We start from the raw sequence: 16,326 nt of genomic DNA, 5'->3' as shown, positions 1-16,326 counted from the left end.
CCCGCGGCGTCCGGCGACGGGCGATGATCCCCCCACCAGGGAAATGAAGGAGTCTGGAGAACATGCCGGTATCGGTCACCATGCCCCGGCTCGGCGAGAGCGTCACCGAGGGCACCGTCACGCGCTGGCTCAAGCAGGAGGGTGAGACCGTCGAGGTCGACGAGCCCCTGCTCGAGGTTTCCACCGACAAGGTCGACACCGAGATCCCGTCGCCCGCGGCCGGCGTGCTGACCCGGATCGTGGTGGGCGAGGACGAGACGGCCGAGGTCGGCAGCGAGTTGGCGGTCATCTCCGGCGAGGGCGAGTCGACCGGCGGTGAGGCCGCCCCGAAGCAGGAGGAGGAGGCCCCCGCCGAGCAGGCCGCCGAGGCTGCCGAGGAGCCGCAGGCCGAGGCGGAGCAGTCGGCCGTCGAGGAGCCGGCCGAGCAGCCGGCCCAGGCTTCCGCGCCGTCGGGCGAGGGCACCCCGGTCCAGATGCCGGCCCTCGGCGAGAGCGTCACCGAGGGTACGGTCACCCGCTGGCTCAAGCAGGTCGGCGAGACCGTCGAGGTCGACGAGCCGCTGCTGGAGGTCTCCACCGACAAGGTCGACACCGAGATCCCCTCCCCGGTCGCCGGCACCGTCCTGGAGATCAAGGTCGCCGAGGACGAGACCGCCGAGGTGGGCGCCACGCTGGCCGTCGTCGGTGCGGCCGGTGCCGCACCGGCCGAGGCCAAGCCCGAGCCGAAGCCCGAGCCCAAGGCGGAGCCGAAGGCCGAGGCCACGCCCGAGCCGAAGCTGGAGGTCTCCGAGCCGACGCCGGGTGCCTCGTACAACGAGCCCGCGCCCGAGGCCGAGAAGGCCCCGGAGCCGGCCAAGGCCGAGCAGACCGCCCAGCCGGCCGCTCCCGCCCCGCAGCGCGCGGCGGCACCGTCGAACGGCGGTGAGCAGTCGGCCGGGTACGTGACGCCGCTGGTCCGCAAGCTGGCCGGTGAGCACGGTGTCGACCTCGCCTCGCTCAACGGCACCGGGGTCGGCGGGCGGATCCGCAAGCAGGACGTGCTGGACGCGGCCGAGAAGGCCAAGGCCGCCAAGGCCGCGCCCGCCGCGGCACCGCAGGCCGCCGCCACGGCCCCGACCAAGCCGGCCGCCAAGCCGCAGCCGAGCGCCAAGCGCGGTACGACCGAGAAGCTGCCCCGGATCCGTTCGGCGATCGCCAAGCGGATGCAGCAGTCGCTGCACGAGATGGCGCAGCTCACCACCGTGATCGAGGTGGACGTCACCAAGATCGCCAAGCTGCGGGCGCAGGCCAAGGAGTCGTTCCTGGCCCGGCACGGCGTCAAGCTGTCGTTCCTGCCGTTCTTCGCCCTCGCCGCGATCGAGGCGCTCCAGACGTACCCGATCGTCAACGCCCGGATGGACCTCGACGGCGGGACGATCACGTACCCGGACGCCGAGAACCTCGGCATCGCCGTGGACACCGAGCGGGGCCTGCTGGTGCCGGTCATCCACAACGCCGGTGACCTCAACCTGGGCGGCATCGCCAAGCGGGTGGCCGACCTGGCCGAGCGCACCCGGACCAACAAGATCAGCCCGGACGAGATCGCCGGTGCGACGTTCACGCTGACCAACACCGGCAGCCGGGGCGCCCTCTTCGACACCCCGATCGTGCCGTCGCCGCAGTCGGCGATGCTCGGCACGGGTGCCGTCGTCAAGCGCCCGGTCGTGGTCAACGACGCGGAGCTGGGCGAGGTCGTCGCGGTCCGGTCGATGATCTACCTGGCCCTCTCCTACGACCACCGACTGATCGACGGTGCCGATGCGGCCCGTTTCCTGGTCGCGGTCAAGGAGCGGCTGGAGGCCGGCAACTTCGAGGCCGAGCTGGGCCTCTAACCGCCGTCAGCAGCACGAGAGGGCGCCCCGGTCAGGTGACCGGGGCGCCCTCGTCCGTCGGTGCGGCCGACCGGGTCGCCACCGGCACCTGCCGGCACCCCGACCTGCGACACCGGCCGGCTCAACCGGCCAGGGTCTGCTCGCTGACCTGCCAGAGCCGCTGGGCGGCCTCCGGGTCGACGGCGTACGCGGCGACGCCGGTCCGGGTGCCGGGCTCGTGCGGCCCGGCCTGCTGGCAGTCCTCGAAGTAGCGCCCGCCCACACCGTCGAGCAGCGGCGAGGTGGCCACCAGCACGGATGTGGCGGCCCCCTGCTCGGGCGTCTTCCAGGGCGCGGCCGGGCCGCTGGAGGCGCGCAGCCGGGCCAGCTCCTCCTCGTCCACGTACCGCTGGAGGTTGGTCCGGATCCCTCCGGGGTGCAGCGCGTTGGACAGGATGCCGTCGTCGGCCCAGCGGCGGCTCGCCTCCACGGCGAAGAGGACGTTCGCGGTCTTGGACTGCCCGTACGCGGTCCACGGCTCGTACTCGCGCTTCGCGAAGTGGATGTCGTCGAAGTCGACGGGTGAGCGCAGGTGGGCCGCCGAGCTGACCGAGACGACGCGGGCGCCCCCGGCTGCGGCAAGGGCCGGACGCAGCCCGGTGGCCAGCGCGAAGTGGCCGAGGTGGTTGGTGGCGAACTGCATCTCCCAGCCCTGCGGCGTCCGCATCTCGGGCGAGGCCATCATGCCGGCGTTGTTGACCAGGATGTGCAGGGGTCCGTCCCAGTTCGCCACGAAGGCGGCGACCGAGGCCGGGTCGGCCAGGTCGAGCGCGGCCACCGTGCTCCGGTCGTTGCCGGTGGTACGGGTGATCTCCTCGGCCGCGCGGTGGCCCTGGTCGGGCTGGCGTACGGCCAGGGTGACGTCGGCTCCGGCGGCGGCGAGCGCACGGGCGGTCTCGACCCCGATGCCCGATCCGCCGCCGGTGACGACGGCCCGGCGACCGGTGAGGTCGATGCCCGCGACGACCTCCAGCGCGGTGGACTCGGCGGTGAACGGGGTGCTGACAGGCGTACCGATGGCCATGATCCATCCTTGTCGACAGAGGCGCGGCGGGTGTGGACCGCCGCTACGATGAGAAGCGGAGGCTCCTCCGTTACCACCACACTAACCGGAGGCTCCTCCGCTTGCCACCCGGGTTCCGGCCCAGTTCAGGAGGAGACGTGCCGCAGACCGGTCCCCGACCGCTCCGCGCCGACGCCCAGCGCAACCGCGAACGGCTGCTGGACGCGGCCGTCCGGGCGTTTTCCCAGGCAGGCCCGGAGGTAACCCTCGACTCGATCGCCAAGGACGCCGGGGTCGGCATCGGCACCCTCTATCGCCACTTCCCCACCCGGGAGTCGCTCGTCGAGGCGGCCTACCGCAACGAGCTGGCGAAACTCTGCGACGCCGCGGCCGAACTCCGCGACCGCCTCCCACCGGTCGAGGCGATCCGGGAGTGGATGGACCGGTTCATCGACTACCTCACCACCAAACGGGAGATGGCCGACGCGCTCCGGCTGGTGATCGCCGCCGGCGCCAACCCGTACGCGGAGAGCCGCGACCGCCTCCTCGGCGCGATCGGCCTGCTGCTCGACGCGGGCGCGGCAGCCGGGACCGTACGCGCCGACGTCGACCCCGCCGACGTACTGGTCGGACTCAGCGGCGTCAGTCTCGCCTCAGGCGGCCGAGACCAGCGCGACCAGGCACGACGGCTGCTGGACCTGCTGATGGACGGGCTGCGTTACCGCCCGGGGGGCTGATCCGAAACGCACCCGGGCGACCGGCGCCGCTGCCACACTCAGGCCGTGGACGAGAGGCGCCGACGGCACCGGCTGGGACCGGCGGTCGGGATCGCACCGGGCGCCCGGGTCGACAAGTTCGAGGTCTTCTTCGACCTGGTCTTCGTCTTCTCCTTCTTCAACATCGCCCGGGCCACCGCCGCGAACATCACCGACCGGCAACTGCTGCACGCCCTGCTGGTCCTCGCCGTGCTGTGGTGGTGCTGGGTGGTGCACACGGTGGTGGCCACCCGGGTACGCATCGGCGAGGGCTTCGTACCCGTCCTGATGGTCGCCGGGATGGCCGCGCTGTTCTGCTTCGCGCTCGCGCTGCCCCAGGCGTTCATGGACGGCGGCGGCACCGAGGCCGGGCCGGTCGTGGTGGCGGTCAGCTACGTGGTCATCCGGGCCGTACACCTGGCGCTGTTCCTGCACGCCGTCCGCGACGACCCGGTGGAACGCCGCCAACTGCTCCGGTACGCCCCCGAGCTGACCCTGAGCACCGCGCTGCTGCTCGTCGCCGCCCTGCTCCCCGGTCACCTGCCCGACGACGACATGGCGGCGCTGGTCCGGGACGGCCTGTGGATCAGCGTCGTGCTGCTCCAGTACGGCACCGGGCTACTGGCCCGCACCTGGGGCTGGGGAGTGACGTCGGCCGAGCACTGGACCGAACGGTACGACCTGATCCTGATCATCGCGCTCGGCGAGTCGGTGATCTCCATCGGCCTGGGCAGCAACCTGCTCGGCCAGGCACCCACCCTGCCGGGGGTGACCGCCGCCGTGTTCGGCATCGTCTTCAGCGCGGCCATGTGGTGGATCCACTACGACGTGATCGGTCCGGCCGCGCGGATCGCGCTGCACGCCAGCCAGGGCCGCCCCCGGGTGCTGATGGCCCGCGACGCGTACGCCTATCTCTATCTGCCGATGATCGTCGGCATCCTGCTGTTCGCCCTCGGCGCCGAGGGCATCGTGCACGACATAGCCGAGCCCGGCGTACCCATCAGCCAGCCGGCCCAGGGACCGGACGTGCCGCTGCTGTTCTCCGGGGCGCTCTGCTATCTGGCCGGGAACATGCTGTTCCAGTGGCGCACCCTGCGCACCCTCTCCTGGCTCCGGCTGGGCACCGTGGGCCTGCTCGCGCTGGGCATCCCGATCGCCATGCCGCTGCCCGGACTGCTCGCGCTCGGTGTGCTCGCCGTGATCCTGGTCGGCATGATCGTCACCGAGGTGGTGGTGATGTCCGAGGCCCGGCACGCGTTGCGCGCGGCGGTCTTCGAGGAGCGCACCGCCCACGAGGCGGCCGAGGCCGCCTACCGCGCCCGCTGGCACGACAACCCACCCGACCCGCACCCGTGACATGCGTAGCACTCTGTAGCACCCATGGCTGGAAGGGGCGGGTGGCTGAGCACGCCCATCGGGAGATCACACAGCGAGAGTTGCGCAACGACCCCGGCGCCATCATGCGCGGGGTGGAGCGCGGAGACTCCTACGTCATCACCCGCAACGGCAAGCTGATCCCGCTTCGGCGGCGCACCTTCGTTCCGCGCGCCGAAGTGATGGCCGCATTCGCCACCGCGCCCCCGCTCGACGCGGAGCGATTCCGCCGAGATCTCGACTCCGCCGTCGATCAGGACCCGTTCGATCGTGAGTGGTGAGAGCACGGCCCGGGGCCTGATCGACACGGACATCGTGATCCTCCTCGGCGCGCTGGACCCGGACGAACTGCCGGAGGAGAACGACTTCGCCGGTCTGACGGAACTGGTCGACGTCCGGCACGTGCGCCGCCCCTGACTTGTCGTTCGACAGACCCACGTCGGGTCAGCCGAGACATCGGCGTGACCGACTCGACCCAGCCGGGCGGCTGCGCGTACCCGAAGATGTCTGTATGCGGATCCTGATGGCCGGTGCGTCCGGCTTCCTCGGCACCCGACTGGTCGACCTGCTCGTGGCCGACGGGCACCAGGTCACCCGGCTGGTCCGGCGGCCACCGCGCCGCCCGGACGAGCGGCAGTGGAACCCGTCGGCGGCGCAGCTCGACCCGGCGCTGGTCGCGGAGGCGGACGCGGTGGTCAACCTGGCCGGCGCCGGGGTGGGCGACCGCCGCTGGAACGACCAGTACAAGCAGCTCATCCGCGCCAGCCGGGTGGACACCACCAGCACCCTGGCCATCACCATCGCCGGTCTGTCCGAGGCCGACCGGCCCGAGGTGCTGCTGAACGCCTCGGCGATCGGCTGGTACGGCAACACCGGCGACCGGGTGGTCGAGGAGGACGCGCCGGCCGGTGAGGGCTTCCTGGCCGACGTGGCCCGGGTGTGGGAGGCGGCCACCCGCCCGGCCGAGGACGCCGGGGTACGGGTGGTGCGGCTGCGGACCGGACTGCCGCTGCACCGCGACGGCGGGCTGCTCAAGCCGCAGTTGCTGCCGTTCAAGCTGGGTATCGCCGGTCGGCTCGGCAGCGGACGCCAGTGGATCCCGTGGATCTCGATGACCGACTGGCTGCACGCGGTCACGTTCCTGCTGGCCCGCGCCGACCTGAACGGCCCGGTGAACGCGGTCGGGCCGGCACCGGTCACCAACGCCGAGTTCACCCGGGAGCTGGCCCGCCAGTTGCGCCGTCCGGCGGTCATCCCGATCCCGGCGCTGGCCCTGAAGGCGGTCCTCGGCGGCTTCGCCCAGGAGGCGCTGACCAGCACGCGGGTTCTGCCCGGCGTACTCAACCGGGCCGCCTTCACCTTCCGCCACCCCGACCTGCCCACGGCCCTGCACGCCGCCCTGCACGACTGACCGCACCCGTCCCGCACGCCTGATCGCACCCGTCCTGCCCTCCTGGTGCGTTCGGCACCGCCGCGCCGCGCCCAGATGTTAGGAAGGGTCCCTTTATCTACACCAGGCGTTAGCAGGGGGCCCTTCCTTACAGGCGGAGGTGACGGGTCTGACCTGAGGTGTCCGGTGCTGTTGGTAACGTCCGCTAGGTGCCCAGCTCCCCGTCCTCGGCGTCCCTGACCACCTCGCCGCCGCGCGTCACCCGTGACCGCCGCGCCGACCTGATCGTGACGTTGATCGCGCTGGCGCTCGCCGTCTGGGTGACCAGCGGGCTGTGGTCAGACCCGAACGGTCGCGCGATCACGGTCAACTCCAGCGACCAGGCACTGTTCGAGTGGCTACTGGCCTTCGGCGGTCACACGGTCAGCCACGGCGAGAACCCGTTCTTCACGTACCTGATCAACGTCCCGGACGGCGTCAACCTCGCGGTCAACACCTCGATCACCGTGTACGCGGTGGTCTTCGCCCCGCTGACGTACCTGATCGGGCCGCCGGCCACCTTCCTGGTGATCCTGACGCTGAACCTGGCCGCGACGGCCGTCGCCTGGTACTGGCTGCTCTCCCGGCACCTCGTCGGCAGTCGACTCGCCGCCGCCGTCGGCGGACTGTTCATCGGCTTCTCCCCCGGCATGGTCTCGCACGCCAACGCCCACCTGAACTGGACCGCCGGCTGGCTGGTGCCGCTGCTGGTGTGGCGGCTGTTCGTGCTGCGCCGGTCGGCGCACCCGCTGCGCGACGGGGCGATCCTCGGCGTACTCGTCGCGGTCTCCTTCTCCATCGCCGCCGAGGGACTCTTCTTCACCGCGCTGGCGCTCGGCCTGTTCGTCGCCGTCTGGGCACTGCACCCGGCCAACCGGGTCGAGGCGCGGTCCGTGCTGCCGTCGTTCCTGCGCGGCCTCGCGGTGACCACCGTGGTCGCCGGGGTGCTGCTGGCGTACCCGCTCTGGCTGCACTTCGCCGGGCCCCAACGCTTCCACGGCACCGGATTCGACTCGGTGATCCACTCCGAGGACATCGCCGCGTACGCCGCCTACCCGCGCCGATCACTGGCCGGCGAGGCCGGACTGGGCACCTCGCTGGCGCCGAACCCGACCGAGGAGAACTCCTTCTTCGGGCTGCCCCTGCTGCTGCTCACGGTCGCCTGCTTCGCCCTGCTGTGGCGGTCGGCCACGCCACGACGCCGGGCCACGCTGTGGGGGCTGGGCGTCGTGGCGGTGGCCTTCACCGCGCTCTCCTTCGGGCCGGTGGCGAAGGTCAACGGCCACCGCACCGACCTGCCCATGCCGTTCGACCTGCTCGGGCAGCTCCCCGTCGTGAACGCCGCGCTGCCGGCCCGACTCGCGCTGGTGGTGACGCCGGTGATCGGGCTGCTGTTGGCGTTCGCCGTGGACCGGCTCCGCCAGCATCGGCCGGGTCGGGCGGCGGCGGTGGCCTGGACGGCCGCCTTCGCGGTCGCGTTGGTGCCGCTGGTCCCGACGCCGCTGCTCACCATCGAACGGGAACCGATCCCGCGCTTCATCACTTCCGGCGCGTGGCGCGACTACGTCTCCCCGGGCGGGGTGCTGACCCCGGCGCCGCTGGCCCTCGACGTCTACCCGGACGGCCAGCGCTGGCAGGCGTACGCGCTGGCGAACCGGCAGGGTGAGTTCGCCATCCCGTCCGGCTTCTTCCTCGGCCCCGGCGGGCCCGACGGCCGGGGCCGGATCGGGCCGGTGCCGCGTCCGTTCGGCGCGCTGCTCGACCAGGCCGCGCGCAGCGGCCTGCCGCCGATCGTCACCGAGGGCACCCGCGAGGAGGTACGCGTCGACCTGGAGCACTGGCGGATCGAGACGGTGGTGCTCCCCGACGAGGTGCACGGCGCCAAGTGGCCGGTCGACGAGGAGGCGGTACGCCGGACGTTGACGCTGCTCTTCGGCGAGCCGGAACGCGTCGAGGACGTCTGGCTGTGGCGCGTCGGACAGCGCTGAGCCGCCCGGCCCGTGAGCCGGCTCACCGGAGGTGACCAGCGGGTACGGGTCTAGGCTGGTACGCGTGACCGCGACGACCTCCGGCCTGACGGCCGTACGTGCCGGCGTCCTCGACTACACCGCCGCCTGGGACGAGCAGCGCCGCCTGCACGAGACCGTGGTCTCCGGGGAGCGGGGCGACACGGTGCTGCTGCTGGAGCACCCGAGCGTCTACACCGCCGGCAAGCGCACCGAGCCGTGGGACCGGCCGATGGACGGCACCCCCGTGGTCGACGTGGATCGCGGCGGCAAGATCACCTGGCACGGTCCGGGGCAACTCGTCGGCTACCCGATCCTGCGCCTGCCCGACCCGGTCGACGTGGTCGCATACGTCCGGCGGGTCGAGCAGTTGCTGATCGACGTGTGCGCCGAGTTCGGCCTGACCGCCTCCCGCGTCGACGGTCGCAGCGGCGTCTGGGTGCCGGCTGACGACCGGGGCCCGGACCGCAAGGTGGCCGCCATCGGCATCCGGGTCGCCCGGGGCGTCACCCTGCACGGATTCTCGATCAACTGCGACTGCGACCTGACGTACTTCGACCGGATCGTGCCGTGCGGCATCCGGGACGCCGGGGTCACCTCGCTCTCGGCCGAGTTGGGGCGCCCGGTCACCGTGGCCGAGGTGCTCCCCGTCGTCGAGCGCCACCTGCCCACCATCACCACCGCCTGACCGCCGGGGCCGTCGCCCACGAACGGACCGCCCGGCCACGCGCCCGCCTCGCCGCCCCGCCCCGCCGCCGCGCCGCCGCGCCGCCGCGCCGCCGATCATGGAGTTGTGGCTTCCTTTTTGAGGGCATTCGCCAGACTCGTCCCCACCACAAGCCGGTGATCGCGGTGCGTGGCCCGGGTGCGCTCTCCGGCGTGCACCAGGCCGCGACCGGGGGCGCGCCTTCACTCCGACACCTCTTGAGCGAGTGCTTAAATTCGGTTACGTTTAAGCGGTCGCTCAAACTCGGGGGTGGACATGCGGTCTGTTTATGTCGAGACGCTCATCGACGCACCGATGGAGCAGGTCTGGTGGGCGACCCAGGATCCCGGGGAGCACCGTCGATGGGACGTGCGCTTCAGCCGGATCGACCCGGTGACGGGCAGCCGACCCGCCCGATTCCGGTACGCCACCACCGTGCTCCCCAGGCTCACCGTGCGTGGGTGGGGTGTCCACGCCGGTGAGCGGCAGCGTCCCGACGGCACCCGCACCTCGGCACTGCGGTTCGGCTCCGACGACCCTCGGTCACTGGTCGCCGCCGGCTCCGGCCACTGGCGCTACCTGCCCGGCCCGCACGGCGTCCGGTTCCTGACCGGCTACTCGTACACCCCTCGGTGGGGTCTCCTGGGTCGGCTCGCCGACCTCGTCTTCCGGCCGCTGTTCGGCTGGGCCACCGCGTGGTCCTTCGACCGGCTGCGGCTCTGGTTGACGGCCGGCGTACCCCCGGAACGTGCCCGGGCCAACGCGGTCCGCGACGTCACCCTCCGGCTGCTCGCGGTGGTCGCGGTCACCGCGGCGGCCGGAGTCGCGGGCCGGACGTCGGCCGCCCTCGCGCTGGTCGTCGCCACGTCAGCCGCCTGTCTGATACCCCCGCATCCGCACACCCCGGCGGCCCGACGCTGCCGGCGCCGCCCGCCGGACCGCCTCGCCGCCCGGCCACCCCGCCTCCTGGAGCGCCTGTGACCTCCGTCTTCCAGCATGCCCTCGGCGACGACTTCGACCGTCTGCACCCGCACCTGCGCCGCCGCTTCGCGGTCGACGGCGAACCCGACCTCGGCTGCGTCGGCACCGGGACGATGGACCGGGTCTGGCGCGGCGGCGCCTTCACGTGGCCGTTCCTGCGCCTCGGCAGCCTGCGCCACATCCTCTTCCCGGAGACCGGCCGGCAGATCCCCTTCACCATCGAGAACTACGCCTACACCGACACGTACGGCCGCCCCACGCTGACCTTCGTCCGCACCTTCCAGGTCACCCCACACCGGCGGCGACGCTTCGACGCCACGATGGTCTGGAGCGCCCGTCGCGGGGTCCTGGTCGACTATCTCGGTACGCACCAACACCTCGCCGTCGACCTGCACCTCTCCGTCGACGCCGCCGGTGGGCTGACCATCCGCAGTGGCGTCCAGCGGTTCCCGAACGGGCTGCCCTGCCCCGCCGCGCTGACCGGCGAGGCACGCGTACGCGAGTGGTACGACGACCGGGCCGACCGGTTCCGCATCGAGGTCAGGGTCACCAACCGCCGGTTCGGTCCGCTCTTCGGCTACGAGGGCGGCTTCACCGTCGACTACGTCCCGTCGCACCGGACACCGGTGCCCGCCGCCGTACGCCCGCTGCGCGAGAATCCCCGGGAGTAGACGAGAGGACACCATGGCCACCCGGGACAAACTGATCGACGGTGCCATCGCCGCGATCCGTGCGCACGGCATCGCCGGTGTGTCGGCGCGGACGATCGCGGCCACGGCCGGCGTCAACCAGGCGCTGGTCTTCTATCACTTCGGCAGCGTCGACGAACTGCTGGCCGAGGCGTGCCGGAGTGTCACCAGCACCCGGGTGGCCGCGTACCGGGCCCGTTTCGCCGAGGTGTCGTCCCTGCGCGAACTGCTCGACGTCGGGCGTACCCTGCACCACCAGGAACAGGCCGAGGGCAACCTCGCGGTGCTGGCCCAGCTGCTGGCCGGCGCACAGAACGACCCCACGCTCGCCGAGTCCACCGCAGCGGCCCTGCGGATCTGGACGGTCGAGATCGAGTCGGTGCTGCGGCGACTGCTCGACGGCTCACCGATCGCCCCGGTCGTCGACCCCACCGGACTGGCCCGTGCCGTCAGCGCCGCCTTCATCGGCCTGGAACTCTACGACGGCGTCGACCCGGACGGCGCGCGCTCCGCGTTCGACGCCCTGGAACGACTCGCCGTCCTGGTCGAGGTGATCGACGACCTCGGCCCCATCGCCCGCCGTGCCGCCCGCGCCAAACTCCGCCACCTCACCTGAGCGTCCCGCCGCCCGTCGGCCCACCACCCCCGCCCGCCCGCTCCGCCCGCCCGCCCGCTCCGTTCGCCCGTCGATCATGGAGTTGTGGTCGGAACAAAACGGAAATACATCCGCAATTCCAGTGCCACAACTCCATGATCGACGCGATCGGACGGCGGGCGGGGTCAGGGTGTGAGGCGGTGGAGGTCGCGGGGGAAGGCGGTGACCTCGCGGACGTTGGCGGCTCCGGTCAGCCGGGCGACGAAGCGTTCCAGACCGATGGCGAACCCGCCGTGCGGCGGCATGCCGTGCCGGAAGGCGTCGACGTATCCGGCGTACGGCTCGACCGGTTCGCCCCGGGCCGCGAGGGCGGACAGGTAGTCGGCGTGCCGGTGCAGCCGCTGCCCTCCGGTCACCAGTTCCAGGCCACGGAAGAGCAGGTCGAAGCCGTTCGAGTAGTCCGGCCGGTCCGGGTCGGGGTGGGTGTAGAAGGGCCGCTTCGCCATCGGGTACCCGGTGACGAAGACGAAGTCGGAGCCGTGTTCCCGCTGCGCCCACTCGCCCAGCGCCCGTTCGTGGGCGGGCGCCAGGTCCGGTTCGTCGGCGGGTGCCCCGGCGATCCGCAGGGCCTCGGTGAAGTGCACGTCCGGGATCTGCGCCGGTACGGCGGGCACCTGCACGCCGAGGGTGGCCAACGCGGCGCCGGCCCGGTCGTCGACCGTCTCCATCATGCCGGCCAGGGTGTCCCGCAGGACCTCCATCACGTCCCGGTGGTCGGTGACGAAGCCCAGCTCGGCGTCGAGGGAGGTGTACTGCGCCAGGTGCCGTACGGTGTCGTGCGGCTCGGCGCGGAACACCGGCCCGACCTCGTAGACCCGCTCGAAGACACCGACCATGAGCTGCTTGTAGAACTGCGGTGACTGGGCCAGGTACGCCGGACGGCCGAACCAGTCGAGCGCGAAGACGTTCGCCCCGCTCTCGGTGGACGAGCCGACGACCTTCGGGGTGTGGATCTCGACGAACCGTCGGGCGTCCAGCGTGGCCCGGAAGCCGGCCACCGCCGCCGCCGAGATGCGCAGTGCCGCCGAGCGGCTCGGGTGGCGCAGCGCGACGGGTGCGTGGTCGAGCTGGGTGGGCAGGCTGGCGGTGAGCGTCGGCCGGTACAGGTCGAAGGGCGGCGGTACGGCGGGCGGCCCGAGCGGGCGTACCACCGGGTCGGTCAGCTCGACCCCGGCGGGCGCGGTGGCGTTGGCGACCACCGTGCCGTCGACTTCGACGACGCTCTCCTCGGGCAGCGCCTCGATCTCGGCGCGGACCGCCGGGTCGGTGACCACCACCTGGGTGAGGCCGGCGGCGTCCCGGACGATCAGGAAGGCCACCGACTTGAGCAGTCGGCGGCGGTGGACCCAGCCGGCGATCCGGACGGTACGGCCGGTGTGCAGGGTGAGTCGGTCGGACAGGATGCGTTGCACGGTTACCTCCTCGTCGATCGCAACGCGATCCCCGGGAGGTGTGGGCGAGCGGGAACCTCGCGGTGCCACCACACCTTCGCCCCCGTCGGGACGGGGGCCTCATTCGTCGCCTTTTCACCGGGGCCAGCCGGGCGGGCTCTACTGGGCGCGGATGTTAGGCGGGGTCCCCTGCTCTACCGCAGGCGTTAGCAGGGGGCCCTTCCTTACACATCACACGCCGTTCTTCCCGCAGCTCGGGAGGGTCTTCACGGCCCGACGCCAGACCGCCTCACAGCAACCGGCGGCTCTCTTCAACTGGCGGATCGGGGCGCTACTCGGCTCCGTCGTCGCTCTCGAACGACCACGCTAGCACCCGATCGGGCCGTCCTGTGACGCGTGATTCCCGCCTTCGGTGTCCGGCGTCACAGGATTTCCGAGGTGACGGCCGTCGCCCCTGTTCATCGACGGCCACCATCCGGCGTAGGCTCGTTTTGTGACGATCGAGCACTCCGCGCCAACGACCGGCCAGGCCGCGCGTACCGCGACGCCCGCTCCCGAGGGGCGGCGACTGCTGCGGATCGAGGCACGCAACGCCGAGACGCCGATCGAGCGCAAACCACCGTGGATCAAGGTCAAGGCCAAGATGGGCCCGGAGTACACCCAGTTGCGCGGGCTGGTCTCGCGCGAGGGGCTGCACACCGTGTGCCAGGAGGCCGGCTGTCCCAACATCTACGAGTGCTGGGAGGACCGGGAGGCCACCTTCCTCATCGGCGGCGACCAGTGCACCCGCCGCTGCGACTTCTGCCAGATCGACACGGGCAAGCCGGCCGAGTTCGACGCCGACGAGCCGCGCCGGGTCGCCGAGTCGGTGGTCTCGATGGGCCTGCGGTACGCCACCATCACCGGCGTCGCCCGTGACGACCTGCCCGACGGCGGCGCCTGGCTGTACGCGGAGACCGTCCGGCAGATCCACGCCCTGCAACCGGGCTGCGGCGTCGAGCTGCTGATCCCCGACTTCAACGCCGTCCCCGAGCAGCTCGCCGAGGTGTTCGGCGCCCGGCCCGAGGTGCTGGCGCACAACGTCGAGACGGTGCCGCGCATCTTCAAGCGGATCCGGCCGGCGTTCCGCTACGAGCGCTCGCTGGACGTCATCAGCCAGGCCCGCGCGGCCGGGCTGGTCACCAAGAGCAACCTGATCCTGGGGATGGGCGAGGAGCGCGCCGAGGTCTCCCAGGCGCTGCGCGACCTGCACTCCGCCGGTTGTGAGCTGATCACCATCACGCAGTACCTGCGTCCCTCCCCCCGGCACCACCCGGTGGAGCGCTGGGTCAAGCCGGAGGAGTTCGTCGAGCTGCGCGAGGAGGCCGAGGAGATCGGCTTCGCCGGGGTGATGAGCGGGCCGCTGGTGCGCTCCTCCTACCGCGCCGGCCGCCTCTACCAGCAGGCCCTGGCCGCCCGCGAGAGCGTCGCCGTCGCCGGCTGAGCCGACCGGCGTCGACAGGGTTCGGCCGGCTGCGTCGGCGACCGACCGCACGAACCCCGGTCCGGGACGGGCCGGCGAGCGGCGCCCGACGGGCAGGGACCGGCCGGGGATCAACCGCGCGGCGAGCGACCACTAGACTCGGGCGCATGGCAAAGCCCCAGGAGAAGGTCTCGTTCGGCCAGCGGCTGAAGCAGATCGGGTTGGTGTTCCGATTCACCGCCAAGCAGGACAAGTGGTTCGCGCCACTGGCGGCCGGCGCGGTGCTGATTCCGCTCGCGCTGACCGTGGTCGCGGTCATGATCTGGGGCTGGCTGTGGTTGCCGTTGGGCATCCTGTTCGCCCTGCTCGCCCTGCTGATCGTGCTCAACCTGCGGTCGAACCGGGCGATGATGAACGCGGCCGAGGGGCAGCCGGGCGCCGCCGCGCAGATCATGGAGAACATGCGGGGCGACTGGCGGGTCTCCCCGGCGGTCAGCTCGACCACCCAGATGGACATGGTCCACCTGGTCATCGGCAAGCCGGGCGTGATCCTGCTGGCGGAGGGCAACCCCCAGCGGGTACGCGGGCTGCTCGGCCAGGAGAAGCGCCGGCTCGCCAAGGTGATCGGCAATGCACCGCTCTACGACTACGTCATCGGCCAGGACGAGGGCGAGCTGCCGATCCGCAAGCTGCGGATGACGCTGATGCGGCTGCCGCGCAACCTCAGCGGCAAGGACGTCAACTCGCTGGACAAGCGACTCAAGGCGCTCACCGCCCGGCCGCAGATGCCCAAGGGCGCCATCCCGAAGAACCTCCGCCCGCCGCGCGGTGCCTTCCGGCAGAGCCGGGGCCGCTGAGGTCGGGTCGGGCGGTCAGCGCCCGGCGCGTGCGGCCGGGACGACGACCGCGCCGCTGAGGCGGTCGTGCAGGCCCCGCCGGTGCTGGTCCATCAGCAGTGCGGGGACGACCAACGCCAGCAGGACGCCGCGCAGCAGGGCCCGGACCAGTCCGATCCGTCCGCCGTCGGCCCAGGCCACGCAGCGGATCCTGGTGACGTACATGCCGGGGGTCTGCGCGAACAGGCCGAGGAAGAAGCCGTACATCACGATCAACACGACGACCGGCGCCCACGGATCTCCGGTGGGGCTGGCGAACAGGCCCGACGCGAGCAGGCAGAGCACCCAGTCGATGACCAGTGCCCCGAAGCGGCGGCCCAGGTCGGCCGGGGCGAAGGTGGGGTCGGTGGCGGGCGGCGGCGCGTGGTGGGGCTCGGTCGTCACAGCGGACAAGACTAGCCAGCACACGGGCACGGGCCCGGCGCAGGTCCGGCACGTGATACCGAAAAGGGTCAATAGCAGCAATTTTCACTACACTGGCACAGCCGGACCAGTCCGTCGCGTATCGGGTCCGTCCCACCAGGGAACATGACACAACGCGAGGGACGTAACACGGCAGAAACACTGGAGACATGGCCGGGCAACCGCACGGCCATAGCGTCGCCAGGAGCCTAGCTACCCCGTGGACGTTGCCAGGAGGACGAGTGTTCGCCAATCCCGAGGAACTCCTGCGTTACCTCAAGAACGAGGACGTGAAGTTCGTCGACGTACGTTTCTGTGACCTGCCGGGTGTGATGCAGCATTTCAATCTGCCGGTGGAGTCTGTCGACGACGACTTCTTCACTGATGGTCTCGCGTTCGACGGGTCGTCGATCCGGGGCTTCCAGGCGATCCACGAGTCGGACATGCTCCTGCTCCCGGACGTCGCCACCGCCTTCATCGACCCGTTCCGGGCGCAGAAGACCCTCGCGTTGAACTTCTTCATCCACGACCCGTTCACCCGCGAGGCCTACTCCCGCGACCCGCGGAACGTGGCGAAGAAGGCCGAGGCGTACCTCGCCGCGTCCGGGATCGCCGACACCGCCTACTTCGGTGCCGAGGCCGAGTTCTACATCTTCGACTCGATCCG

The 16,326-nt window shown here is 71.7% G+C and carries 17 protein-coding genes; 14 read left to right on the top strand and 3 right to left on the bottom strand.

Annotated features, from left to right (window positions below; all coding sequences use genetic code 11):
• Positions 1 to 62 precede the first annotated feature (62 nt).
• Complete coding sequence (gene sucB / locus ABZ738_RS21285) at positions 63 to 1,871, top strand: 2-oxoglutarate dehydrogenase, E2 component, dihydrolipoamide succinyltransferase (RefSeq protein ID WP_357215676.1); 1,809 nt, start codon at positions 63 to 65, stop codon at positions 1,869 to 1,871.
• A 121-nt stretch (positions 1,872 to 1,992) separates the two neighbouring features.
• Here sucB and ABZ738_RS21280 read toward each other — a convergent pair whose 3' ends face one another.
• Positions 1,993 to 2,934 (bottom strand): SDR family NAD(P)-dependent oxidoreductase, encoded by a 942-nt coding sequence (locus ABZ738_RS21280; protein WP_357215673.1) that lies wholly within the window; start codon positions 2,932 to 2,934, stop codon positions 1,993 to 1,995.
• Between the two features lie 137 nt (positions 2,935 to 3,071).
• Here ABZ738_RS21280 and ABZ738_RS21275 point away from each other — a divergent pair, with 137 nt between their 5' ends.
• The 10 genes from ABZ738_RS21275 to ABZ738_RS21230 all read left to right on the top strand — a co-directional run bounded on the left by ABZ738_RS21275 (position 3,072) and on the right by ABZ738_RS21230 (position 11,469).
• The gene (locus ABZ738_RS21275) at positions 3,072 to 3,650 is read left to right on the top strand and encodes a TetR family transcriptional regulator (RefSeq protein WP_357215670.1); all 579 of its coding nucleotides are present in this window, start codon (positions 3,072 to 3,074) and stop codon (positions 3,648 to 3,650) included.
• A 45-nt stretch (positions 3,651 to 3,695) separates the two neighbouring features.
• The gene (locus ABZ738_RS21270) at positions 3,696 to 5,024 is read left to right on the top strand and encodes a low temperature requirement protein A (RefSeq protein WP_131054769.1); all 1,329 of its coding nucleotides are present in this window, start codon (positions 3,696 to 3,698) and stop codon (positions 5,022 to 5,024) included.
• Positions 5,025 to 5,065: 41 nt separating this feature from the next.
• Positions 5,066 to 5,323 carry a type II toxin-antitoxin system prevent-host-death family antitoxin gene (locus tag ABZ738_RS21265; protein WP_357215667.1) on the top strand — a complete coding sequence of 86 codons (258 nt, stop codon included), beginning with the start codon at positions 5,066 to 5,068 and terminating at the stop codon, positions 5,321 to 5,323.
• Positions 5,313 to 5,459, top strand: coding sequence for a hypothetical protein (locus ABZ738_RS21260; protein ID WP_161595009.1), 147 nt, complete (start codon positions 5,313 to 5,315; stop codon positions 5,457 to 5,459). The genes ABZ738_RS21265 and ABZ738_RS21260 overlap by 11 nt, the downstream gene beginning before the upstream one ends.
• A gap of 94 nt (positions 5,460 to 5,553) precedes the next feature.
• Positions 5,554 to 6,453, top strand: coding sequence for a TIGR01777 family oxidoreductase (locus ABZ738_RS21255; protein ID WP_131054770.1), 900 nt, complete (start codon positions 5,554 to 5,556; stop codon positions 6,451 to 6,453).
• A 188-nt stretch (positions 6,454 to 6,641) separates the two neighbouring features.
• Positions 6,642 to 8,459, top strand: a complete 1,818-nt coding sequence (locus tag ABZ738_RS21250) for a DUF2079 domain-containing protein (RefSeq protein ID WP_357215663.1) — start codon at positions 6,642 to 6,644, stop codon at positions 8,457 to 8,459.
• Positions 8,460 to 8,523: 64 nt separating this feature from the next.
• Positions 8,524 to 9,165 (top strand): lipoyl(octanoyl) transferase LipB, encoded by a 642-nt coding sequence (gene lipB / locus ABZ738_RS21245; protein WP_357215660.1) that lies wholly within the window; start codon positions 8,524 to 8,526, stop codon positions 9,163 to 9,165.
• A gap of 294 nt (positions 9,166 to 9,459) precedes the next feature.
• The gene (locus tag ABZ738_RS21240; protein WP_357215657.1) at positions 9,460 to 10,164 is read left to right on the top strand and encodes a hypothetical protein; all 705 of its coding nucleotides are present in this window, start codon (positions 9,460 to 9,462) and stop codon (positions 10,162 to 10,164) included.
• Positions 10,161 to 10,835, top strand: coding sequence for a DUF4166 domain-containing protein (locus tag ABZ738_RS21235; RefSeq protein WP_357215654.1), 675 nt, complete (start codon positions 10,161 to 10,163; stop codon positions 10,833 to 10,835). The genes ABZ738_RS21240 and ABZ738_RS21235 overlap by 4 nt, the downstream gene beginning before the upstream one ends.
• Positions 10,836 to 10,848: 13 nt before the next feature.
• A complete protein-coding gene (locus tag ABZ738_RS21230) occupies positions 10,849 to 11,469 on the top strand; it encodes a TetR/AcrR family transcriptional regulator (protein ID WP_131055713.1) in 621 nt (206 codons plus the stop codon).
• 164 nt (positions 11,470 to 11,633) lie between these two features.
• On the opposite strand, the gene aspS is transcribed toward ABZ738_RS21230, so the two are convergent.
• Entirely contained in the window at positions 11,634 to 12,920 is a 1,287-nt protein-coding gene (gene aspS / locus ABZ738_RS21225; protein WP_357215650.1) for an aspartate--tRNA(Asn) ligase, read from the bottom strand.
• 472 nt (positions 12,921 to 13,392) lie between these two features.
• On the opposite strand from aspS, the gene lipA reads away from it, so the two are divergent.
• Positions 13,393 to 14,382, top strand: a complete 990-nt coding sequence (gene lipA, locus ABZ738_RS21220; protein ID WP_131055717.1) for a lipoyl synthase — start codon at positions 13,393 to 13,395, stop codon at positions 14,380 to 14,382.
• Positions 14,383 to 14,528: 146 nt separating this feature from the next.
• Entirely contained in the window at positions 14,529 to 15,218 is a 690-nt protein-coding gene (locus ABZ738_RS21215; RefSeq protein WP_131055719.1) for a DUF4191 domain-containing protein, read from the top strand.
• Between the two features lie 15 nt (positions 15,219 to 15,233).
• Here the strand turns inward: ABZ738_RS21215 and ABZ738_RS21210 are convergent, their stop codons facing one another.
• The gene (locus tag ABZ738_RS21210; RefSeq protein WP_236145938.1) at positions 15,234 to 15,578 is read right to left on the bottom strand and encodes an RDD family protein; all 345 of its coding nucleotides are present in this window, start codon (positions 15,576 to 15,578) and stop codon (positions 15,234 to 15,236) included.
• Positions 15,579 to 15,901: 323 nt separating this feature from the next.
• Between ABZ738_RS21210 and ABZ738_RS21205 the strand changes: the two genes are divergently transcribed.
• Positions 15,902 to 16,326: glutamine synthetase beta-grasp domain-containing protein (locus tag ABZ738_RS21205; RefSeq protein WP_357215645.1), on the top strand; the 425-nt coding region annotated here is incomplete at its 3' end.

Source organism: Micromonospora sp. NPDC047793, assembly GCF_040642635.1.
GTDB lineage: Bacteria > Actinomycetota > Actinomycetes > Mycobacteriales > Micromonosporaceae > Micromonospora.
The sequence above is the reverse complement of the archived record's forward strand: the minus strand, read 5'-3'. Positions and strand labels throughout refer to the sequence as shown.